This window comes from Microcoleus sp. MOSTC5, from assembly GCF_036701825.1.
Lineage (GTDB): Bacteria > Cyanobacteriota > Cyanobacteriia > Cyanobacteriales > Microcoleaceae > Microcoleus > Microcoleus asticus.
In genome coordinates this window covers 84,161-109,759 of sequence record NZ_JAUBRK010000003.1, presented here as the reverse complement: position 1 = coordinate 109,759, position 25,599 = coordinate 84,161, and the positions used below count along the sequence as shown (strand labels likewise).

Annotated in this window: 15 protein-coding genes; 6 read left to right on the top strand and 9 right to left on the bottom strand. The window is 44.5% G+C overall.

Features of this window, described 5'->3' with window-relative positions; all coding sequences use genetic code 11:
- Positions 1 to 172: 172 nt before the first annotated feature.
- A complete protein-coding gene (locus QUA54_RS02255) occupies positions 173 to 697 on the bottom strand; it encodes a DUF4330 domain-containing protein (RefSeq protein WP_333412932.1) in 525 nt (174 codons plus the stop codon).
- 379 nt (positions 698 to 1,076) lie between these two features.
- Here QUA54_RS02255 and QUA54_RS02250 point away from each other — a divergent pair, with 379 nt between their 5' ends.
- A complete protein-coding gene (locus QUA54_RS02250) occupies positions 1,077 to 1,928 on the top strand; it encodes a M48 family metallopeptidase (protein WP_333413041.1) in 852 nt (283 codons plus the stop codon).
- 183 nt (positions 1,929 to 2,111) lie between these two features.
- Here the strand turns inward: QUA54_RS02250 and QUA54_RS02245 are convergent, their stop codons facing one another.
- The 5 genes from QUA54_RS02245 to rfbF form a co-directional block, all read right to left on the bottom strand.
- Complete coding sequence (locus tag QUA54_RS02245) at positions 2,112 to 2,882, bottom strand: metallophosphoesterase family protein (RefSeq protein WP_333412930.1); 771 nt, start codon at positions 2,880 to 2,882, stop codon at positions 2,112 to 2,114.
- Between the two features lie 334 nt (positions 2,883 to 3,216).
- Entirely contained in the window at positions 3,217 to 3,963 is a 747-nt protein-coding gene (locus QUA54_RS02240; RefSeq protein WP_333412928.1) for a DUF1995 family protein, read from the bottom strand.
- A gap of 47 nt (positions 3,964 to 4,010) precedes the next feature.
- Positions 4,011 to 4,742 carry a cyclase family protein gene (locus tag QUA54_RS02235; RefSeq protein ID WP_333412926.1) on the bottom strand — a complete coding sequence of 244 codons (732 nt, stop codon included), beginning with the start codon at positions 4,740 to 4,742 and terminating at the stop codon, positions 4,011 to 4,013.
- Between the two features lie 84 nt (positions 4,743 to 4,826).
- On the bottom strand, positions 4,827 to 5,891 hold the full coding sequence (locus QUA54_RS02230; protein ID WP_333412924.1) for an acyl-CoA dehydrogenase family protein: 1,065 nt from the start codon (positions 5,889 to 5,891) through the stop codon (positions 4,827 to 4,829).
- A gap of 200 nt (positions 5,892 to 6,091) precedes the next feature.
- Positions 6,092 to 6,868: a glucose-1-phosphate cytidylyltransferase gene (gene rfbF, locus QUA54_RS02225; protein ID WP_333412922.1), complete on the bottom strand. Its 777-nt coding sequence runs from the start codon at positions 6,866 to 6,868 to the stop codon at positions 6,092 to 6,094.
- A 262-nt stretch (positions 6,869 to 7,130) separates the two neighbouring features.
- On the opposite strand from rfbF, the gene QUA54_RS02220 reads away from it, so the two are divergent.
- Together QUA54_RS02220 and QUA54_RS02215 are read left to right on the top strand one after the other, a co-directional pair.
- Positions 7,131 to 7,670: an RNase A-like domain-containing protein gene (locus QUA54_RS02220; RefSeq protein ID WP_333412920.1), complete on the top strand. Its 540-nt coding sequence runs from the start codon at positions 7,131 to 7,133 to the stop codon at positions 7,668 to 7,670.
- Positions 7,667 to 7,966 carry a contact-dependent growth inhibition system immunity protein gene (locus QUA54_RS02215; RefSeq protein WP_333412918.1) on the top strand — a complete coding sequence of 100 codons (300 nt, stop codon included), beginning with the start codon at positions 7,667 to 7,669 and terminating at the stop codon, positions 7,964 to 7,966. Before QUA54_RS02220 ends, QUA54_RS02215 begins: the two co-directional genes overlap by 4 nt.
- Positions 7,967 to 8,098: 132 nt before the next feature.
- Here QUA54_RS02215 and QUA54_RS02210 read toward each other — a convergent pair whose 3' ends face one another.
- From QUA54_RS02210 to QUA54_RS02200, 3 genes are all read right to left on the bottom strand, one after another.
- A complete protein-coding gene (locus QUA54_RS02210) occupies positions 8,099 to 9,427 on the bottom strand; it encodes a GH39 family glycosyl hydrolase (RefSeq protein WP_333412916.1) in 1,329 nt (442 codons plus the stop codon).
- Positions 9,428 to 9,615: 188 nt separating this feature from the next.
- The gene (locus QUA54_RS02205) at positions 9,616 to 13,125 is read right to left on the bottom strand and encodes a glycosyltransferase (protein WP_333412913.1); all 3,510 of its coding nucleotides are present in this window, start codon (positions 13,123 to 13,125) and stop codon (positions 9,616 to 9,618) included.
- A 161-nt stretch (positions 13,126 to 13,286) separates the two neighbouring features.
- Positions 13,287 to 15,857 (bottom strand): glycosyltransferase, encoded by a 2,571-nt coding sequence (locus QUA54_RS02200; RefSeq protein ID WP_333412911.1) that lies wholly within the window; start codon positions 15,855 to 15,857, stop codon positions 13,287 to 13,289.
- Positions 15,858 to 16,015: 158 nt separating this feature from the next.
- On the opposite strand from QUA54_RS02200, the gene QUA54_RS02195 reads away from it, so the two are divergent.
- The 3 genes from QUA54_RS02195 to QUA54_RS02185 all read left to right on the top strand — a co-directional run bounded on the left by QUA54_RS02195 (position 16,016) and on the right by QUA54_RS02185 (position 25,421).
- Complete coding sequence (locus tag QUA54_RS02195) at positions 16,016 to 18,334, top strand: tetratricopeptide repeat protein (protein ID WP_333412910.1); 2,319 nt, start codon at positions 16,016 to 16,018, stop codon at positions 18,332 to 18,334.
- Positions 18,335 to 18,517: 183 nt separating this feature from the next.
- Entirely contained in the window at positions 18,518 to 19,810 is a 1,293-nt protein-coding gene (locus QUA54_RS02190; protein WP_333412908.1) for an ATP-binding protein, read from the top strand.
- A gap of 415 nt (positions 19,811 to 20,225) precedes the next feature.
- Entirely contained in the window at positions 20,226 to 25,421 is a 5,196-nt protein-coding gene (locus tag QUA54_RS02185; protein ID WP_333412906.1) for a PAS domain S-box protein, read from the top strand.
- Positions 25,422 to 25,599: the final 178 nt, after the last annotated feature.

Below are 25,599 nucleotides of genomic sequence, written 5' to 3'. Positions count from 1 at the left end.
TAGACCAAAGTTTGAGATCCCAGATTCATCTGTGAAGTAAATCTAAAATCTAAAATCTAAAATCTAAAATCGACTGAGGGTTTATCCCAAAATTTTAGACCAAAGTTTGAGATCCCAGATTCATCTGTGAAGTAAATCTAAAATCTAAAATCTAAAATCTAAAATCGACTGACTATTCTTTGACTCGTACATCGATGACGCTGGCGTTGAAAATGTACTGTTTGCCTTCAAGCTCTAGCGTAGTGCCAATTTTGACTTTCGTATTACCTAAAACCGGGCCATTTTCAGTAAGTTGACCTTTTCCCTCTAAGGTAAACATCATATTTTTGCTGAAGGATTCTTCTTCTCTGGGATCGGGGAGAGCTTTCAGAGTGCCGTTGGGCTGAGGAACTGCGAGGGTTCTGGTGAGAGTTTTGACAGATTTGATGGTAATCTGACCGGAGGGTTGATTGCGGATCACCACATTGATTTTATCGCCTGCTTTGAACAAATTTTCAACGTTTGTCCCTTTGAGACCGATCGCAATTGCATCAATCTCTACAGGTTTGATACTGGTGCCGACTTGGGCGACGGAACCGCCAGAAGTACCGGGAAAGAAGAAGATTCCGACTGCGACTAGCAGTACGATCAGAGCGGCACCTACGTCTAGGATGCTGAGTTTGCCGAACAGTCGGCCTTGAGAATCCAAAATTTTCATAAATCGCTTAATTAACTGATAGCGACAGGAGTATGTTTACAAGCTCAGGACTTACCCAGACATCGATGAAAAACAGATGCTGTGATTGCTTGGCTACCGCTCGCAATGACATACGTTATTGATGCGTAAGTCCTGAAGCTAAAAGATATTACCACAACGATAGTCCAAAATCCGCATGACTTGGGCACTTAAAGCAGAAGGCAAAAGGCAGTTGAGGGGGGTTGGTTGGGCAGTTGTCGATCGCCCGGAGGCTGGCGGCGCAGTTAAAAATTTGCAAAAAGCTAGAATAGCAACTAAGCAGCGTCAAATTGCGTCTGCCTATTTAGTGACTTTTCGAGTTTTTCCTAAAATTTTACGTAACTTCTGCCACGTATCAATCATGTTAAAAAGTTTTTGGTTGACTTGCCGACGTACCTGCGGCCGGGGGATTTATCTGTTTCTGTCGCTGATTGTGGCTGCGGGTATCTGGGTGATTTCCCCGGAACAGACTCAAGCATTTTCTTTGCCTGAACTGATTTTTCGGGGCATTCAAGTTATCCAATTGTCAAATATGTCCGATAGCCAAGAGGTGACTATTGGCCGACAAATTAATCAGCAGTTGGCGAACAGCGAGTTTAATATTGACCGCGATCGCGCCACGACACAATATATCAACCGCATCGGTCAGCGACTGGCCGAGGAAAGCACTCGCCCGAATATTCCTTATACTTTTCAAGTGATTGACGACGACAATATTAATGCTTTTGCGACAATGGGCGGTTTTGTTTATGTGAATAAAGGTTTGATGGCGGCGGCGGACAATGAGGCCGAATTGGCAAGTGTGCTCGCCCACGAAATCGCTCACATTAGTGCTCGCCACGCAATTCAACAAATGCGTCAAATGGCGATCGCTTCTGGTGTAGCTTCGGCGACTGGGCTCGATCGATCTCAGGCGGTTCAGATTGGGGTGGAGTTGGCTTTGCGGCGCCCCCACAGCCGCCAAGCTGAGTATGAGGCGGATCGGTTGGGATTGCAAACTATGGGGCGAGCGGGCTACGCTCAATCTGGGATGGTTGATTTTATGAAAAAGTTGCTCAACAAGCCTTCTCCTCCGAGCATTTTAAGCACTCACCCGGCTACTGCCGATCGCATTGCTGCTATCTCGCAGGCGATAGACCCGGAGCTCGCTAGCGGTGAAGGTTTGAATAATGAGGATTACAGGTTAGAAATCCGCAGGCTTTTGGGTTCGTAGCAAAAGGTCATACAATTTTAGATTTGAGATTTTAGATTGGGATGACCGATCTTACTCGGTCATCTTCGCATCTTCGCGGTTCGTTAAAACATCAATCTAGTTCGTAGGGCGCGTCAGCGATCGGGTCAATTTGGATTTAATCGATCGAACTTAAACTGACGCACCCTACAACTACAAATTGATTTAATACTGCTGTTGAACAACAGGATCGCTCGCAGGTTCCGGGGGTGCAATCTGCTTCGGCTTCAATTGTCTGACAACTTCGTCAAACGGCAAAATTCGGACTTGATTGTTAAAGACATTTACTTGATAAACTCTGCGGTAGCTGAGGTCAAATCCTGTCAGCCAGCCGCTTTTCTGATGATAAGCACCCGTGTCAATATCCAACCACCCTTCGCCCCTGACTAATTCGCCTGGCCTGACACCCTCAAAGGTAAAGGTGATCGTGTGACCGGTGATAATTAATTTATTGGGAAAATAGGGTTTCGACATGGTGTGAAATTCTCTGCGAATCCAACAGAGTTGTTCGATCGACTGCTTGTCAATTGGCAGATGGGGGTCAACGCCGGCGTGAACCAGCCAGATGTCCCCTAAGTCCAGGTGCGTGGGGAGCGATCGCAGCCACTCTAAGTGTTTGTACGGCATCATCCCTGTATCTCTGTAGCTCGCTACTGTCGCATCGCCGCCGCTGTACAGCCAAGATTGCCACGCTCGCATATCCATCGGCACCCCCGACAAAGCCTCCAGCATCAGTTGTTCGTGGTTGCCCAACAGAGTTTGGTAGGGGCTTTGCTGGACAAAATCTAATACCTGAGCGCTTTTGGGGCCGCGATCGATTAAGTCTCCCAAAAAATAGACGCGATCGTCCGAGCCGGGGGCAAGTGCCTCTAGCAGGGTCATTAAGCCGTCGTAATGCCCGTGTACGTCCCCGATAACAATGCGCCGGTGCTCCATTGTGTTTATCCGCTTCCCTGACTCAAAAGCCAAATCTCTAGCTTATAGCATCTGATTTTGCTGCTATTTGCCTCCCCTCTTTTACGGTGGAGGGGTGTCACCCATTATACTGCTTTGTATAAATATACTGTAAAGATCGCCAGTATCTGTTTGCGTAGCTAGTGAGAGAAACACAGGCAAGCAGTTAGTTGTGCTTCTGCAACTGCTGTTACTGAGCCAAAGCTTTGAGTTATTGCAGGCTGTACTTTAGGGTGCGTCAGCGATTAGCCGATGGATTAAGTCGAAAATAATCCTACCTGACGCACCCTAAAATACGATCGAGCTTTAACTGCTGTCACTGAGTCAAAGCTTTGAGGAATGTCTGGAGCTCTGCCAAAAAACCTTTCTTTTTTACAGGTTTTGCAGGTGTGGTGGAGTCAGGATCGGCGCTTGGGAGATAAGCGGCTAAAATCCGCTCTAAATCGTCTCCCACAGGTTTTTGGGCAGTTTCAGAAATTAGTTCGTATTGGTCGTTTGTTTCCAGCCAGACTTGCCAGGATTGGGGGTAGCAGCGGAATAAAGCCGCAGTGTCTAGGGGTCTGATGTAGTAGCAGGATTCGATTTTGCTGAGGAATCGATCGCGCAGTTGGCGGCCCGCATAGCCTATACCTATGGTGGCAACATCTTCGAGGCGCGGATTGAGTAAAATAACTGGACGACCGGCCGCAGCTATGTAGAGTTTTTCGACTTGGGCCACTTCTACAGCCGCCGGGTTCACCAGCAGGAACAGTTGGTCTTCCGGTGCTATTTTCTCTTCAACAGCCGTGCGGCTGCTGCCCAAATCAGTGACTTTAAACGGTGTTTCTCCCCAGTCGCGGCGCGCGAGGGCGGCAGCACCGGTGTCGGGAAAAAAGACTTTGACTCCGGGGTAGATTTCCTCAAATTCTGGGAGGAATTGTAGGGTGATAGACTGTGCTTGCAGGGCGATTTCTGGAAATACTAATTCGACTTGCAGTAGAGTTTTGCCGTCCGAGAGGGCGGCGGCGGTTGCAATGCGGGATTGGGCGATCGCCTCGTTGAGATCCTTGGGCAGTTCTGTCATTAATCTTATTATTTTTGCTCGACTTTTCTCAATCCAATTTTACCGCATCAAGCAACAAACGCTAACACCGACACAGGCGAGCCGGAACCTCCCAAAAGGCGCAATATTCCGATAACTAAAGTGATTTCAGCGGTAGGTAAAAAGTCGAGATTAGTCAGATTTTCCAGGACTATTAGCTGCTTTTCCAATACCAGTTTGTTAACGGCAAAACTTTCATCTCGCCCGGTATCTACTCCGTGAGTGTCGGTTCCCACTCCGGCGATCGAGCGTTCTTCTAGCAAAAATTGAGTGGCTGCTTTGCCAAATCCGGGAAAGTGGCAAATTCCGCGATCGTCTCGGTTGAAAAATGCTCGCTCGTCATCCCATTTTTCTTGCCAGCCAGTATACAATAAAACTAGATTTCCCGGTTCGATAAGTTTGTGCTGCCGTTCCCAAGCCAATATATCATCAATTGTTAAAGTGTAGTCGGGATTGGCAAGACTTTGCTCTCGGATGTCGATCGCAATTGCAGGGGAAACTAGCGACTGCGGCGAATAACTATCAATGCTCGCGCCTCCTGCATAAAAACTGTTGGGTGCGTTGATGTGAGTGCCGCTGTGTTCTCCCATTGAGAATTTTCGCAGGAAATAGCCGTGTTTTTCTATTTGAGATACTGTTTCAAATTCTGTCGCCGGATCGCCCGGCCATATGGGAATATTTGGGTGGATTGAATGGCTTAAGTCTACAATTTGGCTGTATGCGATCCTTTTTAAGTTATTTGACTTAAAGTTGTTTGTCATCAGGTTAAATATATCTATTATTTATTAAATACAGTTGAGTTTTTGACCTTCTGAGATCTCAATCTAAAATCTAAAATCTAAAATCTAAAATTCGCTTAGTCGATCGAGCGTTGCTGCCATCACATCCTTTGTTTGCCCGGAAACAGTATACACCAAAGCTTCTCGATAAACTCTCCCGGCCGGGTGCACAATACCGTTAGCAGCACCGCTAGAAACAGCAACCGCAGCGTGCCCGCAACGCACCGCTAAATCAATGGCTTGAGCTCGCAGCGCTAATTGTTCTGCTTTTGAGCTATGTTGAGATTGTTGGAAATTCTCTTTTAGCCGATCGAGCTTTTGCTCTAGTTTTTGGCAAGCTGCCGCTATAAAAGGTGAATTCTTAGCTGCCGCCGCTGCTGCAATTACATCCAATCCCGCTCGAATACAGCCAAAAGTACCCGGAACAGAATTCAGTATATTTTTGCTGTCGTTTTCCGAAATCCACCCGACAGGTTTAACTGAAATTATTTCTGATTGATGCAGCCACCAATGATCGAGAGTTGCTGTCACAGTATTAGTCGAGTTCATGGCGATTAATGGCATGATGTCGCTGAATGTTATTTTACCATTTTCGCGTTCAATATTAACAAAAGGTAGCAAACCGAAAACAGCGCGTTCGTCAGGAAGTACCGCAGCTACAATAAACTTTTGAAACAATCCAAAACCTGTTACCCAAGGAACTTTTCCTGACAGTAAATAGCCATCTTTTGCGGGAGTGGCGGTGACTGCCGGATGGCCCGATCGCCTCAAATGCGAAAACCCAACACCCAAGCGTAACTCTTTTTGGGCGATCGCCGGCAAGTATCTGCTTTTTAGCATTTCATTGTCGCTGTTGGCAAGCATGGCAGTTGCGCTGTGGTGCTGAGTTTGCAGGAAAGACAAAGCGCCGGAATATCGAGCCGTCAATTCCTGATATTGGTAAAAAATTTCCGGTGCAATTTCAGCCCCGCCCCATTTTTGGGGAACTCGCAATGCTAAGAGCGATCGATCTTCCAATCCAGCAACTGCTGTTTTCAGCGCTTCCGAGTCGCTGTCGATAATTTCCGCCTGGGGTGCAACCCACTTTTGTAGGTAAATTTCTGTGCTGTTAAGAATATCTTGGCAATCCATTTTATAAATTATTTTATATTAATTTTAACTCTTATTTCGGCAAGTTTCATTGCCGACCCATAGGTAGATAAATCCAGTTTTTACGATTTGTAGGAGTCATCATTGAAAATCTACGAACAACCAAATTTATGAGGTTTTTTTAGAGTAATTTTTATTCAAACTTCTGTGGGGCGGGCAGAATATCCCGCCCCAAAAATAACTCATTTCCAAACTTTCCAAGGAGCCTTCTCTTCATCCCAAAGTTCGTTTAAATACTTGTATTCTCGATAAGTATCCATCGCAAAGAAGAAGCCCTCATGACGGTAAGCCATCAACTGTCCCTCTGCGGCTAAACGCTGCATCGGCTCTTGTTCTAAAATACAATCATCTCCCCCCAAATACTCAAATACCCGGCGATTAAATATCATATATCCAACACTAATCCAGCCGTCGATTTGAGGTTTCTCAGAAAATTGTACTACCCGGCTATCGCTGTCTACATCCAAAATTCCAAAGCGAGAAATCGGGCGAAATGTAGTGACTGTTGCCAGCTTACCGTGAGACTTGTGAAAATCGACTAAGGCGTCAATATTGACATCAGCTACTCCATCACCGTATGTCACCATGAAATTCTCGCGATCGATATATTTTTCGATCCGTTTTACCCGCCCTCCCGTCAGGCTTGCCGCGCCAGTTTCAGCCAGGGTAACATTAAAATCTTGTTCGAGATGTTCCTCGTGATAAGTGATGGTATTTTTGCGGCCTAAGCAGATAGTAAAGTCATTGTTCATGGCTTCATAATTGAGGAAATATTCTTTAATCATGTTGCCGCGATAGCCCAAGCACACAATAAAGTTTTGGAAACCGTAGTGGGCATAGATTTTCATGATGTGCCAAATAATCGGATGCCCCCCCACATCAACTAAGGGTTTGGGACGAAATTCTGTTTCTTCTCTGAGACGAGTACCGAGACCGCCGGCTAGGATAACTACTTGCATTTTTTCACATTTTTAAAGATGATAAATTAATTTATCATCAATCATTAGTGATTTTTTCAAAGAATTATTAATATTTTCTCATAATCAGTAAAGCTTTGTAAACCACAAAAATCACGAACTCTTATAAATAATCGTAGGGTGTTCGGTGCGCACCGTATATTTGAATGCTGCGCGCAATTTATAACTTACGAATGGTAGATTCTAAAATAGACAAAAAAACAGCAATCATTTATACTATATCTAAGAAAGAGATTCAACAGCAATGAAAAATCAACTCGATCGCCTAAAAAAGTTTTTAGGTATCCTCTGTGCGATCGCCTCAATAATTATATTATTCCAATCGGCAATCCCTGGTGTTTACGCCACGGTTGTTGCACCGGAAATCTCAACCATACCACAAAACACCGTAGCTTTTGTGCCCAACATACCGGGCGGCGGATTAGACTTTCACGAAGCAGCAGGAGGACACACTTTAGAGAGACACGTTGGGAAAACAGAAGCACAACTAGCACAGCGACTCGCAAGCGAAACGAGAATTTCTGCCGCATCTTCCTTTACTGACCGTTCCGTTGCCGAAGCGGCCATTGGAGAAGCAATGAACAGAAATCAAAATGCGATCGACTCCTGGGTGAAAAGTCGAGGTAATCGTTATACGATCGACTACAACGCCAACAGAAGAATTGGCATTACTCTGCGTCGCCGCGCATCCAAAGCAACTTCAGCATCTCGCCTGAAAATCGTCCTCCAGCGCAGCGCCAAATTACCTCCCGGATACTTTATTCTCACAGCCTATCCCGAATGATAAATCAATTTCCTCATTTAACCCAATTTTTCAGTTCCTACTTTCACCAAGACTGGCCGCTAGAAGCTGACAGTCCCAGTGATGTAGTTGAAAATTACCGCAATAGCGAATCGCGCGCAAGTGTTGAAGCTGCATCGCAAGAACTCGACAAACTGCTAAAAATGCCGATCGCCCCAGCCGATTTAGAAACATTCATCCTCGATGAATTAGGGTGTTACTACGACCCAAAATCAGAAAATCAAACAGTCATAGAATGGTTGGAAGCCGTGCAAAAATCTTTGAAAAATCCCAGCTAAATTCTATATATTTGTAATAACACGGCTATATATTTGTAGGGACACGGCAATGCCGTGTCCCTACAATTAATCCGGGTAGGGACACGGCACTGCCGCGTCCTCTATATAATTCCGGTGCAACCAAAAACTATATCACTTGCTAACAGTCAATAAGTAGCCTTCGTGGACGTTGAAATTAGGGATAACATAAGCCAAGCTGCCGCTACCCACCGACAAGTTTTCTTCTTTAACCGTGACAAGCTTCTGCACCGATCCTTCTTGATTGTTGGGAATTTTTTCTAACTTTAGAGTGACTTTCTGACCTTTTTGAATACCTAGCTGCTCCAAATTTCCGAGGCTTAATGTTACCGTTGTTGCTAAGGAATAATTGCGGTCGAAATAACCTAAAAGTATCTGTGCTTTACCTTCTGGATTTGACTTGCTGGCTAAAGCGACAAGGCGATCGTTATCTGACCGACTCAGCACCCGCGAATTAACTCCGTCGGCATAAGCTTTGTAAGTCCACCAAGCTGCTCTCGGCTCAAAAGTATTAGGCGTGACCATCCCAGTCAGCGTATTGTTGAAGCAATTGCTAACTTTTCTAGCTCCTGCTGTATTCCAACAAGCTCTGCAAGCACCGTCGGCTTTTGCGTATTCCAACTGATAGAAATAACCTAAAATTTCCCCCGGCTGATACTGCGCTAATTCCCCGACAATCTCGTTGACGTAAATTTTTTGCAACTTCAGTTCTTTGTAAGAAGGACTTTGCTGAAAATTGCGTTTAGCATCAATCACATGATCGTCAACAAATAAAATCCTGCTATCGTTGAGTTCGTGCCAAGCTAAAAAATTTACTTCCAGTTTGTTGGCTTTGCAGTAATTCAAAAAGTCAGCGAGATATTCTTTGTTGTAAGTGCTGATACTCGGCCCGCCAATCATAGCTGACGGCCCCAATTCTTCCCGCAAAATTTTGTAAGCCCTTTTGTAAGTTTCAAAGAATTGTTCTTGGCTTCCCTTCCAAAACGGATTTTTTAAATCGGGTTCGTTCCAGATATCCCAAATAATTTTCTTGCCTTTATTTTGCTGGGCTAACTGTCGGATGAAGGCTTCCCACGCGGGGTAATTTTGATAGGGCCAGCCTTTGGGATTGCTACCGTAGCCCCACAAGTCGCTGACTACCAGTTGAAACTCAGCTCCGTTGGCGATGACGCGATCGTAAATATCGAGTCTCCCCACCCGCCAAAGTTTGGGCTGCAAGGGTTTGATTGAGTTATCCGGCGGCTGGCTGGGGTCTATTCCGTGCAGCATACCACTCATGGAAATTGTTCCGGTAGCTGGTACTCCAAAATCTACTGTTACGTTCGATCGCAGTTGGGCAACAGTTGGTTGCTGCCCCAAATATGTTATTAACAGGACAGTTACCGCCGCTAAGCAAATTGGCAGCAGTTTATTAATAGGTTTGAACTTGAAGGTGAATTGCATATTGTATGGGGTGAGTTTTTAACTAAAACTGTTAGGGTATTTAGAAACGCAGAAGGGCGGACACGGGGGCTCCGACGTGAAAGTTGGGCGAACCGCACCGCCCTTACATAAATCGGATAGATCGGTGTTATTCTTTTGATGTTAAGATTGCCATTCCGATGCAAAATGGCATTCTGTCATCCAAAGTCCTAACCAACAGACAAGGCAACTTCAAAACCCTGTATTGATTCTATCAATTGTTGCCACGCTTCGGAATGAATTAGCGAGTAAGTATCGAGTTTAACGCCTTTTTGTGAAGAGAACACAGCAAAACTTGCGATCCAGCTCAAGATGGTTTCGGTTGTCAACAGTGGCGTACATTTCCAAGATGACTGCAAATTCTCAACCATCCCGGACACATCCCCGCGTTCGCAAGCTTCCCATGCCTTCCATACTAAATAGTAGTAATTGAGCATACGGTCAACTTGCTGGATCTGCTTTTGGACTTTGGGGGCGATAGATGATTTTTCTTGTTGATTGCTGCTAGCGGATAAGGCTTGTTCGATAACCTCTGCGTATTCCAAAAGCATCCGTTCTTCTTTGAATAATTCTTCAGCCCGCAGTTTGCAAGCTTGTCCTGCCAGCCTCCGCAATTCGGGATTTTCCGCCCATAGTTCTACTGTTGTAGCTAAGTCTTGTGCTGTTTTTTGCGGGTCAATTTTAGGATCGGCTATCAACTTTCCAGTATCTCCCAACTCTTCGGGAATGCCGCTGACTGCTGTGGCAATTACGGGTAATCCTTTCGCCATTGCTTCCATCACTGCTAGCGGCATTCCCTCTGCTTCGGAAGATAAAACAAAGATGTCGCTGGCGTCTAACCAATCGGCAATATCCCATCGCTGACCTAGGAATTTAACCTGTTCGGTGACTCCTAATTGGCTCGCAGTTGCTCTCAATTCAGACTCCATATCGTCGTGAGTGGTAGAACCGGGGCCGGCCCACACAAAGTATAGCTGCCGCCAAACTGGACGATTTTTCAGTTGGGCGATCGCCTGCAATTGATACTGATATCCTTTAATTGGAGTCAGTCTCGCCGCCGTGAAACAAACGACAGCTTCTTCGGGGATTCCTTGTTCTTGGCGCAGGCGTTGGCGGGTTGAAAGATTTGGGGGTTCAAAATAACTGTTCGGCCTGCCATAATAAATAACTTTGCCTCGTTTTAGAGGCACTTTAAAAATTCGTTTGAACAAGTTGAAATTTTCCTGTGAAACTGCTACTACCGCTTTGGCTAAATCGTACTGATAAGAAACTGCATCAAAATAGGGAATTTGATCGCCCCGATCGAAAGTTTCATAATTGCGGCCAATATAACCGAGAGTAACTATGTAGGGTATGTTCTGCTTAATAGCAACTTGTTTGGCCGCAAAATTTGCCATTGGTGAGCCGTCACTAAATACAATTAAACTAGGTTGAGCCTGCGCGTAAATTTTTTCAGCATCCCCTAAATTGTAAGTAACTCGCAAAAACTCTTTGATCGTGTCAAACTCCAGCCAAATATGTTCTATACCCAGCTTTTTTTGTTCGACAATTAAAGGGTTAGAAGCTTTAGTTTGAACGCTAATAACTTGGTAGCCGTCGGCTACTAATTTACACATCAGCGAGTGATTGAACTGAGCTAAACCTCCCACTCCGTGGTCTTCTGCGTACAGGAGAACGCGGGGTTTTTGCGGTTGGCTAATCGAACTATGTTCACGTTGGAATTGATAAGAATTGTTAACGGCTAATACTACGATGTCTTGCCATTTTTTTAAATTAGTTAAGGCATAAACATCAAATTTGTCTCCATTTTTTTGCGAATAATAGCTAAAATTTTCCAACCATTTAAAAACTGTTTCCGTACCTCTAACAGGAGTGTAATGAAGAGATTTCTCCAAACACTCGACCATCTCTGTCAAAGATCCATCGCGGTACATCCGCCACGCTATCCATACTAAACACTTGTAACGTTCCTCGCGTTTCAAGTCGCGGATGTGCTGAGGTAAGTCTAGCCGCGCGAAAAATTGCTCCATCACAATTTCCATATTTTTCATTACTTTGGAGCCGCCGGATATGAAATTGCTGTCGTGCTGGCGGTAGCAGGTTAATATCTCTTCTAACCAAACTGACTTGCCGCCTTTTAAAGCTAAACGTAAGACAAAATCTAAATCTTCAATAGGCGCAAAACGAGGTTCAAAACCCCCCAAGCGTTCCCACCACTCTCGCCGCAGCATCATGGCGCTGGGACGCACTGATTTGTTCAAAACTAAGGTTTCTAAATCTAACTTGGGTGCTTCTTCCCAAGGCATTACTCCATAGATGCTTTCGTCCTTTTTATCAACTATAAGCCAACCTGTCTGCACCAAATCTAATCTGGGGTCAGCGTCAAAGCGAGCAATTTGTTTTTCTAGTTTTTCGGGTAGGAAGAAGTCGGCGCTGTCGAGAAAAGCTAAAAATTCGCCTTTGGCTAGTTCGCAGCCGCGATTGCGAGCTATTGCTGAGCCTTGATTTTCTTGATAAACGTACTGAATTACATCGCAGTAAGGCTCTAAAATTTGGCGAGTGTTGTCGGTAGAGCCGTCATCTACGACAATAATTTCCCAGTCTTGGTAAGTTTGGTCGATCGCACTTTCTACGGCTCTAACAATGTAGCGTTCGCAGTTGTATGTCGGGATAATTACGCTGACTCGTACTGCTTTTTTGGGAAGTATGCTAGACATTAACTGTTGCCATTCTGGTAAGTTTCTTAAAGATTGCATAGTTAGGGGAAATCCGTAAGCTTTAGCAATAGCACCCAGACGATTTATCCAATCTATGACGGTTTTTATAGCAGAGTAAGGAGTATAAGGGAAAGATTTTTGGTAATACTCAATCGCTGCCACCGGATAGCCAGTATAGTACAAGTGCCATGCCATCCATGTCAGTGCTTCGTAGAAAGCAGGATTTTCTAACTCGCGGATGTGCTGTGGCAAATCGGGTTGGCTGAATAAATTCTGTTTTAATTTAATAAACAGATTTGCTTGTTTGAGAGATTTTTGAATTGACACATTTTTGTCATGCTGGCGATAACAGACTGTGATTTGTGGTAGCCAAGCTGCTTCGCAGCCTAATAGAGCTAAACGTAATAGTAAATCCGCATCATCTACGGAATCAAACTCAGAATTAAATCCCCCTACAAGTTCTAACCACTTTCGTGAAAACATCATCGCGCTGGGAAGTACGGGCATCTGTACTATCCAGGCTTCCAAATCTAATCTTGGTAAATATTCCCAACATTTGATATCAGAAATTGTCTCTCCTTGCTCGTTAACTAAACGCCAGCCGCTATTGACAATTCCTAATGAATGTGAGGAGCGAAACAGCGCTACTTGTGCTGCCAACTTATCTGGCAAAAAGAAGTCATCTTGATCTAAAAAAGCAATTAATTCACCTTGGGATTCCTGAATTCCTCGGTTGCGAGCGGCTGCTACTCCTTGATTTTCTTGATAAAAGTAGCGAATTCTGTCCGTATAAGGCTGCAATACTTGATGGGTGCGATCGCTAGAACCGTCGTCTACAACGATAATTTCCCAGTTTGTATAGGTTTGACTCAAAACGCTTTCTACAGCTTGTGCGATGTAGCGATCGCCATTATATGCAGGTATAATTACGCTGACTTGCGGTATCGAATTTGCCATTGACATGAGTTTGCTAGATGATAACGAAGGGTTGGGGAACCTAACACGGATTTAAACGCGGATACACAGATTTTTAATCGCTGTTGGGCTAGCAAAATACAATTGTACTGATATTTGCAGATCTACTGCTGACATCAACCTCAATTGAAAATTTCAATCTGGTGTTTTTAGGATAGACAAAATACAGGTTCAAAACCCTGTATGCCCTCGACTAAGTGTTTCCATTCTGCTGAGTTAGTCAGAGAATATGTATCCAATCGATGCCCTTTTAATGACGAAAAATTTCCAAAACATTCTACCCAGTTAAGCAGCGTTTCTGTACTCAAAAAAGGCGTACACTTTAAAGATTCTTGAAGCCACTGCTGCATCCCTATGAGATCTTCTTGGCAGTAAGCGTGCCACGCCTTCCACACTAAAAAGTTGTAGCGCACCCGGCTTTCTACCTTCGCCATCCACCCCTGCACCTGTTGTTGAGTAACAAATTGATCTGTTTCGAGATCGTCGGAAAGTAAAGCTTTTTCGATCGCCTCAACAGACTGTGCAAGCATCCGCTCCTCTTTGAACATTTTCTCGGCTCGCTGCTTGCAAGCTTGGCCGATTTGGCTGCGCAATTCTGGATTCATCGCCCAAGCTTCTACAGTTTCCGCCAATTCCCTCGCTGTTCCCTCCGGATCGGTATTCGGATCGGGCAACAACTTCCCAGTATCGCCGAGCCCTTCTGGAATGCCGCCCGCTGCCGAAGCAACTACGGGCAATCCTTTAGCCATCGCTTCCATGACTGAAAAAGAAGGTGCTGCATCGCCGAGAGATGTCAAAATGAATATGTCGCTAGCATCCAGTAAATCTAAGATATCCCAGCGCTGTCCGATCAATTTCACGCGATCGCTCACTCCTAACTCTCTAATAGCTTCCCTCAATTCTCTTTCTACATCGCAATAGCTTCCCTCACCATTTCCTGCCCATACAAAATACAGTTTAGACCACACCGGAGATTGTTTCAACTGCTTGATTGCTTCGATCTGATATCGATGCCCTTTAACTGGTGCCAATCGAGCAGATGTGAAACAGACAATGGCATCTTCAGGAATTTCTAACTCTTGCCGCAGGCGTTGGCGAGCCGAAGCATTAGGAGGTGCAAAATATTCAGGAGAGCGCCCCAAGTAAATCACTTGCCCCTTATGTTTCGGTAAATCAAAGTCATCGCACAATAAATTCAAATGTTCTTGTGCGCCAACAATCACCGCTCTAGCTTGCAGGCACTGATACAGCACTCCCTCTCGATAAGGCACTACATCCCCGTAGGCAAAATTTGCGTGAGCTGGCATAACTAACCCGATTACCATCATGTATGGTATTCCCATCTGAATAACTACCTGTTTAGCTGCAAAATTGGAATAGGGCCAGCCATCGCTAAAAATAATCAGATCGGGTTTATTAGTAGAAAAAATCTCTTGTGCATCCTCAGTATTTCTTAACACCCGCGCTAAATCTCTATGGCTGCTAAAATCCAGCCACAAGTGTTCTATACCTAACTCTCGTTCTCGTTCAACCAAGGGGCTAGAATGTTTAGTTTGCACGCAAGTGACTTGATAGCCCAACAACGCTAACTGACAGAGAATGGCATGGTTGTACTGCGCTAATCCTCCCACGCCCGGATCGTCGGCGTTGTAGAGTAAAATGTGCGATTTCCTACGGGATAGCTTCGCTTCACCTGCTTTGGGAGGTGTGAAAATAGCACTCTCTTGGGATTGGGGCTGATGGGTCATAACCATCAAAATTATATCTTGCCATTCCCCTAACTGACTGAGTGAATAAGCATCAAAATTGTCACCGTATTCTTCAGAAACGCTCTGAAAAGTTTGCAGCCAATTTAACACTGTTTCTGTGGGCGAAAAAGGGGTATATTGCAATGATTTTTCCAAACATTCCGCCATCTCTGCTAGATGACCGCCGCGATACATCCGCCATGCCATCCACACCAAACATTGATAGCGTTCCTGGTTTTTTAACTGGCGGATTGAGTGAGGCACATCAGGTCTAGCAAAGAATTTTTCCATCAGAATTTCGGTATTATTCATTAGCGGAAAACCGCTTGACATCAGATTGGTATCGTGCTGGCGATAACAGGTAAGTACCTCTTCTAACCAAACTGCTTTGCACCCCTTTAAAGCTAAACGCAAGGCAAAGTCTAAATCTTCTGTCGGCGGAAGCTGAGAATCGAAACCCCCCAACTTTTCCCACCACTTTCGGCGCAGCATCATCGCACTCGGTCGCACGCATTTATATATAATAAAGCTTTTTAAATCTAATTTTTGTGATTGCTGCCAAGGCTTGACTGCAGAAATCTCTCGCCCGATTTCATCGACCATGAACCAACCTGTTTGCACCATATCTAATGCCGGATCGGCCTCAAAGCAAGCTATCTGTTTCTCTAGTTTTTCTGGTAGGAAATAGTCATCAGCATCTAAAAAAGCTAAAAACTCGCCTTTGGCTAGCTGGCAAGCTCGATTGCGAGCTATTGCTGCTCCTTGATTTTCCTGATAAATGTAGCGAATTCTGTCAATATAAGGCTGCAATACTTGATGCGTCTCATCTTGAGAACCGTCGTTTACAACGATAATTTCCAAATTAGTAAAAGTTTGACCCAGCGCGCTTTCCACCGCTTGCACGATGTAGCGATCGCTATTATATGCAGGTATAATTACGCTGATTAGCGGTGTTCGATTGAATGTTGACATTATTGAGCTCGCTGTTAACCTTACTGTCTAGTTTATATTAATGTCGCTGACATTTAGCACTATTTGCCGTTCGGCAGATGTATTTACTTGAATTTGAACTTTGACAAGTTGTACCATACAATCATACATGGAATTATTACTCAACAGGAACGTAAGAAGTGAATTCAGAAACAGCAGCGGTTGATTTTCAACAACAGGCAGAAATATATTTAGCTTTAGGGAAGTTGGATGAGGCGATCGCACTTTGCCAGCAAGTTTTGGCATCTCACCCCAATTCCGCCGAGACTTGCAAGACCTTGGGGAAGGCGCTGCAAGCTCAGGGTAAACTAGAAGACGCAAGGTATTGGTATAAAGTTGCGATCGCCCTGCAACCTGATTTTGCCGAAGTTTTTGCTAACCTCGGCACTCTCTGCGCTACATTGGAACAGTGGCAAGAGGCGATCGTCTGTTACCAAAAAGCCATCTCCCTCCAACCGGACTTTGCAGGATTTTACCGAAATTTGAGCCGGATATTTACTAAAGTCGGTCAAGCTGAAGAAGCAGCAGACTGTTGGTATCAAGCACTCATGGTGGAACCGATAGAAATAGCCGAAGAATACCTCGATTTAGGCAATACTTTATTAGCGCAAAATAAGCTAGAAAAAGCGCGGACTTGTTACCACCGCACGATTTATTTAAACCCTAGTTTTTGCGAAGCTTACTGCCAATTAGCCGAAGCTGCTAGCGAGCTAAAAGAGTGGGAAGAAGCTATTATTCATTACCGCAAAGCTATTCAACTCCAGCCGGACATTTCGGAGTTTCATTACAAATTAGGCAATGTTTTGCAAGCCAAGGAACTCTGGCGCGAAGCGGAGGCTGCCTACCGGGAAAGTATTGAGTTAAATCCCAATTCTTTTTGGTCTTACTACAATTTAGGTAGTGTGCTGCTCAAGTTAACCCAATGGCAAGAAGCCATCGTTGCGTACCGCACGGCTGTTGAAATTAACCCGGATTTTTCTTGGTCTTACTACAGCATCGGGGAAGCTTGCGGTCAATTAAAAAAATGGTCGGAATCCGCCGCTGCTTACCAGCAAGCAATTGACTTAGACCCTAATTCTTCGGGAGCATTCCATAAGTTGGGAGATGCTTTTTTTCAATTGCAAAAATGGTCGGAAGCTGCGGTGGCATACCAAAGGGCGATCGCACTCGATTCAGATTTCTTTTGGTCTCATTATAATTTAGCTTTAACTTTAGTTAAACTTCACGATTGGTTGCCAGCAATCAGCGCCTACCAGCGGGCGATCGAACTCAATCCAAACTTTTCTTGGACTTACCACAATTTAGGAGAAGCGCTGTTAAAAACCCAGCAGTGGAAAGCAGCGTCTGTCGCCTACAAGCGCGCGATTGAACTAAACCCCAATCTTTCTTGGTCTTATTACAATTTAGGCGAGGCTTTGACTGAGCTGCACGAGTGGAACGAGGCTGTCTCCGCTTACCTTTGTGCGCTCCAAATCGAGCCGGAGTTCCCGAAAATTTACACCAAGTTAGGCGATGCTCTCATCAAAAGAACTCCGGCAGATTTAGACGCAGCAAGCAGCTACTATCACCACGAATTGCAACCGCTGCACGCTCCTGAATTTTACTGCGAAATAGCCCAAAAGTTTGCCGAGAGCGATCGGCTTGACGCAGCGACAGTTTTGTACTTGATGGCCTTAGAAATTCGACCGGAAGATCCTGCAATCTCTGGTAAATTAGCGGAAGTTTTAGAGATAAAGCATCAAAGTGGCGATCGCAGTCTATTATTAGAGTTAGAGGCTAATGATATTCGCGATCGCTACATTGCCCGAGTCGCAAAAGGCAAGACTTTTGCAGAAGTCGGCGGCTTGTGGGGAACTGTCAACGAAAAAGTATCTGTAGCTAGCAAATACGGTGCAGTTTCTCTGACAATGATTGATGCCATGCCGGCATCCATCCACTGGTGGCAAGATTTTCACGATCGGATGACAAGTTTAAATATTGTTAATTATAATTGTATCAATCGAGATATAACTCAGATTCAACTTGCAGAAATTGGCGAGCCTTACGATGTAGTTCACTGTGCAGGAGTTTTGTACCATCACCCTCATCCTTTGCAACTTTTAACGAGTTTGCATCAAATAACAGGGGAGTATTTAATCTTAACTTCAGCTATTACTCAAGAAATTATAGAAAACGAGCGGGGACGCTACGAAATTCCAGCTTCCGGAGTAATATTCATTCCCGCTGTAGGCGAAGCAGAACGAGCTATCTTAACAGCTTACTGGCAGCAGCACACCGACGGTGCACCCATTTTAGGATTAATTCAGAAAGCAGTTTTTGATATCAACGACTTTGGCCCGTGGTGGTGGCTGCCTACAGCTTCTGCTTTAGAATCTATGTGCAAAGTCGCGGGATTTAAGGTTTTAGATAAAGGATGGACTTGGAACAATAATGCTCTGACTCTGCTGCTGGGGATTTGAGGATTGGTAAACAAACAATAACAAGACTTGCTTGTACACAAACGGCTAAACACCCGATTTATGAGCCTATTACTCGTTTTGTTTCCCCAATATTCTTACTATCAACCGGGTGTTTTCCGTAAGTCCTAAATAACATAGCTGCAAACATATTTTGTGAATAAAACAGGAGCAGGGAAATAATCAATGAAGAATCAGCAACCAAGGACGCCGTTAGGAAACATTTTAGTAGTAGACGATACAGCAGAAAACCTGCGTCTGTTGTCTACGATGTTAAATCAGAGAGGGTACACCCCCCGCTGCGTGATTAACGGAAAAATGGCTCTGAGAGCCTGCAATTCTAATCCACCAGATTTGATTTTGCTCGACATAATGATGCCGGAAATGAACGGCTACGAAGTCTGTCAGCACTTGAAATTAGAACCTAAAACTCGCGAAATTCCGGTAATTTTTATCAGCGCTAAAGATGAAGTATTTGACAAAGTAAACGCATTTGCTGTGGGAGCTGTTGACTATATCAGCAAGCCATTTCAGTTTGAAGAAGTGCTCGCCCGCATCGAAAGTCACCTCAGCCTGCGGAATTTACAAAAGCAGCTAAAAGAACAAAATGTGCTGCTTCAAGAAGAAATCATTAGCCGCTTAGCTGTTGAAAAAACAATTCACGAAAAAAACCAAATCCTGCAACAAGAAATCAGAACCCGTCGCGCCGTTGAACAAACCCTGCAAGAGCAAAATTTGCTCCTCCAGCAAGAGATATCGAACCGCCAGCACGCCGAATCGGCTCTCTTAAAATCTAACCAAGAATTGGCGCGTTCAAATGCCGAACTAGAACAATTTGCTTATGTGGCTTCTCACGACTTGCAAGCGCCTTTAGCAACCATTGCCAGTTACGCTCAACTTTTAGAAAAACGCTACAAAGACCAACTCGACAGCCAAGCTAGTAAGTTTATCGGCAATATCGTTCAGGGCTGCACGAGAATGCAAACTTTAATTGACGATTTGCTCGAATATTCGCGAGTTGGCCGGAGTCAGAAACCTTTTCAACTGACAAATTGCAATCACGCAGTCGAGCAAGCTCTCGCAAACCTGCAAGGGGCGATCCGCGAGACTCAAGCAGTTGTAACCTACAATGAATTACCAGCGGTAATGGGGGATATTTCTCAGCTCGTACAGCTTTTTCAAAATTTAGTCAGCAATGCGATTAAATATCGCCACGATGCACCGCCTGTGGTTCATATTACCGCTTGCAAACAGGAGAAAGACTGGTTATTTTCTGTCTCGGATAATGGAATTGGGATTGCGACGCAGCATCAAGAACGCATCTTTCAAATTTTCCAGCGCTTGCACACTCAAAGAGAATATTCTGGGACTGGTATTGGTTTAGCAATTTGTCAAAAGATTGTGGAACGTCACGGCGGATGTATTTGGGTGGACTCGGAACCGGATAGAGGTTCAACTTTTCACTTTACTCTCGCTTAATCGAGACATCCTTTCTGCAAGAGGTAGAAGCTAGAAGGCAGCGGAAGCTGAATTAAATCCTATATTTAAAGCCAGAAGCTAGAAGGTAAAAGGTAAAATTTAATACTATTTTATATTTTAGATTAAAGAATTAAATAATTGGGAATGAGTGTGACTATGTGTGTTGGGAGGTTACCTACAGGTGCATTCTTTTTTTGTTTAAGTGGTATAAATTGCAAGTTAGAATAAAAAATGTTTCGCGTTGACAGTCGAGTTAGTGCGTGATATAACTATAAGTATTAAATACAATTTTTGTAGCGCTCGCTCGCACCGCTATATGACTGCGGATGTATATGTAAGTCCAATTAAATAACTGCCCCGGAAATAAAAGGTAAAACCCAAGTTAGTTTAACATTTTTATTGATTAATAACTATTATGAAAGCAGTTTTTAACTTAGCTGTGCCTCCTGTCTGCTTGAAAGTTTTGTTAGTAGAAGATCACCCTCAGGAAGCTGAGCTTATTGAAGATTTGCTGTCGGAAATTGGCGGCGTGCAGCGTATACTACTGACGAAAGTAGAGCGCCTCAGCGAAGCGCAGCAGCGATTGAATCAAGAAACTTTTGACATAATTTTATTAGACCTTTCACTGCCAGACAGTATCGGAATTGAGACGGTGGCTCGGGTACAAGAGTACGGGCTAAATGTGCCGATCGTAGTTCTGACCGCCCAAAACGACGAAGAGCTTGCCCTGCGGTTGATTTCGGTCGGGGTACAGGATTATTTAGTCAAAAGAAAAATTGACAGCGAACTGTTAATTCGATCGATCCGTTATGCCATAGAACGCCAGAACAGTCAAGATGCTTTGCGAAAGAGCGAAGAAAAATATAGATCGGTGGTAGAAAACTCCCTGATCGGAATTGCCATCATCGCTCCAATTATTGACCGCGAAATCCCTCAAAATTGCAACTGGATAGAAGTTAACGATGCGCTGTGCAATTTGCTGGGCTACGAGCGCGACGAACTCGTGCAAAAGAATTGGCTGGAGTTGACTCATCCAGAGGATTTAGATGCCAATTTGAAAAAAATTTCTCAGATGTTAGCAGGTACGATCGACGGTTACAGCTTAGACAAAAGGTGGCTCAAAAAAGACCGCGAAATAGTTCACACGCGAGTTTCCCTGCGCTGCATCCGCCGCCAGGACGGGTCGATAGACCGGATGATCGAAGTAGTGTTGGACGTGAGCGATCGCTACCGCTACGAAGCCAAACAGAAAGCGTCAGAAGAATTTTTAAACCACACCATAAATGCTACGCCAGACCCAATTTTTGTCAAAGACGAGCAACACCGCTGGATGATATTAAATGATGCTTTTTGTCAGTTGATCGGTAAATCGCGGCAAGAACTGATCGGCAAATCAGATTATGACTTTTTCCCAAAATCAGAAGCTGATGTTTTTTGGACAAAAGATGAAGAAGTATTGAGAACGGGGGTCTGCTTGGAAACTGAAGAAAAATTCACAGACACCGCCGGGAAAGAACACATCATCTCTACCAAAAAAAGCGTTTTTAAAATAGCAGACGGCAGTAAAGTAATAGTAGGGACAATTAGAGATATTACCGAAGAGAGACGGCAGCAAAGAGCCCTGGAACAAAGCGAAGCTCGATTTCAAAAATTGGTAGCTAATATGCCGGGAATAATTTACCAATTCCGAATCTCAGCAACTGGAGAAAGGTCTTTTCCCTACGTATCTTCAAGTAGTCGCGAAATCTACGGATTAGAGCCAGAAGTAATAGAGCAAAATGCAGAAATAATTTTCAGCGGAATTCATGCAGACGATATCTTAGATTTTGAAGCATCGATCGAAGTTTCAGCCGCTACCCTGGAACCTTGGCAGCAGCAGTGGCGGCATACCCTGCAATCGGGAAAAGTTAAGTGGCTGCAAGGAGCGGCGAGACCGGAAAGGCTCAATAATGAGGCAAAATCTGGGAGCGAAGGCGATATTCTCTGGGACGGTTTAGTGATGGATATCACTGAATTAAAGCAGGCACAAACAGAGCGCGATCGCTTTTTTACCATTTCCTTAGACTTGCTTTGCATTATCGGTTTCGACGGATATTTTAAACGATTAAACCCTGCTTGGTCAACGGTTTTAGGCTACAGTAGTGCTGAACTTTTTGCCAAGCCGATGATCGAATTTGTGCATCCAGACGATCGAAAAGCTACCGCAGCCGAAGGGGTAAAACTAATAGCCGGTACTTCCAGTATCTCCTTTGAAAACCGCTATCTTTGCAAAGATGGTTCTTACAAATGCCTGCTGTGGACGTCATCGCCATTTAGTGAAGAAGGTTTAATCTACTCAGTCGGTCACGACATTACCTATCGCAAACAAGCCGAGTCCAAACTCCAGCGACAAGCAGTAGCAATGGCCGCTGCTTATGACGGTATCGCCATTTTTAATTATAATAAAGAATGTATTTATTCAAACGACGCTTATCTAAAAATGTACGGCTTGGCTAGCACTAGCCAACTGTATGGGAAGAAATGGAAAATGCTCTACAGCAAAGCAGAAAATATATTTTTTGAACTACAAATAATGCCGATGCTCCTGCAAAAAGGGTACTGCAATATAGAAGCGAGCGGCCAGCGCCGCGACGGTACTAAGTTCCCTCAAGAATTGTCGCTGACAATGCTTGCAGGCGGCGAGATAATTTCGATAGTCCGCGATATCACTAATAGAAAGCAGGTAGAATCAGCACTGCGAGCTAGCCAGCGCCGCTACCAAACTTTAGCAGAAGCATCGCCAGTTTGTATATTCCACACCGACCCCTCGGGAAATTGCCTTTATGTAAATCAGCGGTGGAGTGAAATCACGGGATTAAACGCAGAATTAGCAGCAGAAACTGGCTGGATGGATGCCATACATCCCGATGATACGGAGCGCGTAAAAAATGAATGGTATCGAGCAATTATTGAGAAATTTCCTTTTAAATCCGAATACCGCTTTCAGCGTCCAGACGGTCGTGTAATCTGGGTGATCGGTCAGGCAATTGCCGAAATCGGAGACAAGCAGGAAATTAAAGGTTATATCGGCACTATTACTGATATTACCGATCGCAAACAAGCAGAATTAGATTTGCTGCGAGTTACTCAAGCCGTAGAAAGTACCAGCGACGCGATCGGCATTGCTGACTTGACAGGGCGATCGATCTACCACAATCAAGCCTTTGTTCAGCGGTACGGCTACACAGCAGAAGAACTACACACAGCAGGCGGAGCAACGGCACTTTACCCCCGAAGTCAAGTGCTGGTAGAAATGTTTAAAACAGTCCGTAAAGGCAAATCTTGGCAAGGCGAACTCCAAATCAAAACTAAAAGCAACGAAGTGGTAACGACTTTATTTCGTGCCGACTGCATTAAAGATGAAACAGGCAATTTAATCGGGCTAGTGGGAGTAATTACCGACATAACCGAACGCAAACAAGCTGAGATGGCGCTGCTGCACCAATTAAGGCGAGAACGGCTGGTAGTTGCCATGCTCGATCGCATTCGCTCCTCCCTCAATTTAGAAGAAGTCCTCACCACTGCTGTCGAACAAGTGCGGCAATTTTTGCAAACAGACCGCACAGTTATTTACCGTTTTAATCCCGACTGGAGCGGCTATGTCGTTGTGGAATCCGTGGCAAAAGATAGAATTTCGCTGCTAAATTTTAACAATATTGATGGCTGTTTTAAAGAGAAATTTATTGATATTTATCAGCAAGGCTGTATTAGATCTATGGAAGATATTTACCGGGAAAATTTGACGGAATGCCACATGAAATTTCTCGAAGGATTTGAAGTAAAAGCTAACTTAATAGTGCCGATTTTAAAACCACGAGAAAGCATTTCCCAGACCCAACCGACCGCCCAAAATCAGCTCTGGGGACTGCTGATCGCCCAGGATTGCAGAGGCCCCCGTCCCTGGGATGCCTCAGAAATAGAATCCCTCCGGCAATTGTGCGTGCAATTGGCGATCGCGATCCAGCAATCGACGCTATTTGAACAAGCACAAACCGAAATTGCCGATCGCAAACTTGCAGAATCGGCCCTCCAACAAGCTAAAGAAGCCGCAGAAAGCGCCAACCGCGCCAAAAGCGAATTTCTAGCCAACATGAGCCACGAACTTCGCACGCCTTTAAACGGCGTTTTAGGTTACGCTCAAATCTTGAAAACCGACAAAGACTTAAGCTCAGATCAGCAAGAAAGTCTCAGCAATATTCAACAGTGCGGTCAACACCTGTTGATGTTAATCGATGATGTTTTAGACCTTTCCAAAATCGAAGCTAGAAAAATGGAACTCTACCCGGAAGAGTTAAATTTTCAAAAATTCACGAAAAACATTGCCGATCTCTTTCAGATGCGGGCATCGCAAAAACAAATTTCCTTCAATTACGAACAAGTATCTCCCCTGCCTAGCTCCGTCCGTGTCGATCAAAAAAGATTGCGCCAAATCCTCATAAATTTACTCAGCAATGCCGTTAAGTTTACTAACAGCGGCGGTGTGACTTTTAAAGTCGGCTATGTCGGCACAGGAGCCTGGAGTCGAGGGCAAGGCGAAAATTATGAATTATCGCTTTTGAGTTCGGAACTGAAAGAAAATTATATGCGCTTCGCCCACAATGCGATCGCAGCCAAACACGCTTTAAAAATCCGCTTTCAAGTCGAGGATACCGGCACAGGAATAGACAGAAGCAAGTTAGAAGAAATATTTTTGCCATTCCACCAAGTAGGAGGCAATACCTTTGTTGAAGGTACGGGTCTCGGACTCTCTATCAGCCAGAAATTAGCGAAACTAATGGGTAGCGAAATTCGCGTCAACAGCACTTTGGGAAAAGGCAGCACTTTTTGGATAGATTTAGAGTTGCCCGCAGCTAAACGGTACTTGGAGGTGTCTCCTTTACTGGAAAAACGCTGGGTTGTGGGTTTTTTCGGCAACAAGCGGAAAGTGCTAATCGCGGACGACAATCAACTAAATCGCGATTTGTTGTGCAGGCTGCTGGGGCGTTTGGGATTTGAAGTTGTAAAGGTCGAAAACGGTCACGAATGCCTCTGTAAATTAGTTGAATTTCAACCGGATGTGATTTTTATGGACTTGGGAATGCCTGTAATAGATGGGTTAGAAACTGCAAGGAGACTGCGGCAGTTGCCAGAATTAAAAGATGTCGTGTTAATCGCTATGTCAGCTAGCGTTTTCGAGGCGACGCAGCAAGAGAGCATCCTCGCAGGGTGCAATGATTTTCTTCCCAAGCCGATCGAAGCAAATCACTTTTTGGAACAGCTACGGGTGCACTTGGGACTAGAATGGATTTACGAAAAATCTTCGGAAAGCAAAAAACGAAAAACTCCCAGTTTGTCACCAGCATCTGATTTGCCTGCTTATTCTTCTCTGTTACCTGCGGCTTCTGAGTCGGTAGCAAAAATTTTGAAACTCGCAGCTATGGGCGACATTGAAGAAATTTTTGAGGAGAGTGCTAAGCTGGAAAGTTTAGACCCAAAATTAGTGCCGTTTGTCTCGAAGCTGCGCCAACTTGCTAAGGGATTTCAGCTCAAACAAATTCGGAATATTTTAAAGCAATATATCGAGGGAAAATAGTAGGACTATCACGGTTTAGAGCTTGCTTTTAACAGATAAGCTGTTAAGCATCTAAATTGTATTTTTGGGCGGGCGGGACACCCCACAAGAATGTCATCAAACTTGACTGTAAAATTTAGATGCGCCTGGGCTGGATATAGATGCGCAGCAGCTTACCGCTGCGTTATTTAGGCGGAGA

What these genes read in the sequence shown, in the direction of transcription:
- QUA54_RS02255 (WP_333412932.1), bottom strand. Translation starts at nt 697, where the DNA reads ATGAAAATTTTGGATTCTCAAGGCCGACTGTTCGGCAAACTCAGCATC.
- QUA54_RS02250 (WP_333413041.1), top strand. Translation starts at nt 1,077, where the DNA reads ATGTTAAAAAGTTTTTGGTTGACTTGCCGACGTACCTGCGGCCGGGGG.
- QUA54_RS02245 (WP_333412930.1), bottom strand. Translation starts at nt 2,882, where the DNA reads ATGGAGCACCGGCGCATTGTTATCGGGGACGTACACGGGCATTACGAC.
- QUA54_RS02240 (WP_333412928.1), bottom strand. Translation starts at nt 3,963, where the DNA reads ATGACAGAACTGCCCAAGGATCTCAACGAGGCGATCGCCCAATCCCGC.
- QUA54_RS02235 (WP_333412926.1), bottom strand. Translation starts at nt 4,742, where the DNA reads ATGACAAACAACTTTAAGTCAAATAACTTAAAAAGGATCGCATACAGC.
- QUA54_RS02230 (WP_333412924.1), bottom strand. Translation starts at nt 5,891, where the DNA reads ATGGATTGCCAAGATATTCTTAACAGCACAGAAATTTACCTACAAAAG.
- rfbF (WP_333412922.1), bottom strand. Translation starts at nt 6,868, where the DNA reads ATGCAAGTAGTTATCCTAGCCGGCGGTCTCGGTACTCGTCTCAGAGAA.
- QUA54_RS02220 (WP_333412920.1), top strand. Translation starts at nt 7,131, where the DNA reads ATGAAAAATCAACTCGATCGCCTAAAAAAGTTTTTAGGTATCCTCTGT.
- QUA54_RS02215 (WP_333412918.1), top strand. Translation starts at nt 7,667, where the DNA reads ATGATAAATCAATTTCCTCATTTAACCCAATTTTTCAGTTCCTACTTT.
- QUA54_RS02210 (WP_333412916.1), bottom strand. Translation starts at nt 9,427, where the DNA reads ATGCAATTCACCTTCAAGTTCAAACCTATTAATAAACTGCTGCCAATT.
- QUA54_RS02205 (WP_333412913.1), bottom strand. Translation starts at nt 13,125, where the DNA reads ATGTCAATGGCAAATTCGATACCGCAAGTCAGCGTAATTATACCTGCA.
- QUA54_RS02200 (WP_333412911.1), bottom strand. Translation starts at nt 15,857, where the DNA reads ATGTCAACATTCAATCGAACACCGCTAATCAGCGTAATTATACCTGCA.
- QUA54_RS02190 (WP_333412908.1), top strand. Translation starts at nt 18,518, where the DNA reads ATGAAGAATCAGCAACCAAGGACGCCGTTAGGAAACATTTTAGTAGTA.
- QUA54_RS02185 (WP_333412906.1), top strand. Translation starts at nt 20,226, where the DNA reads ATGAAAGCAGTTTTTAACTTAGCTGTGCCTCCTGTCTGCTTGAAAGTT.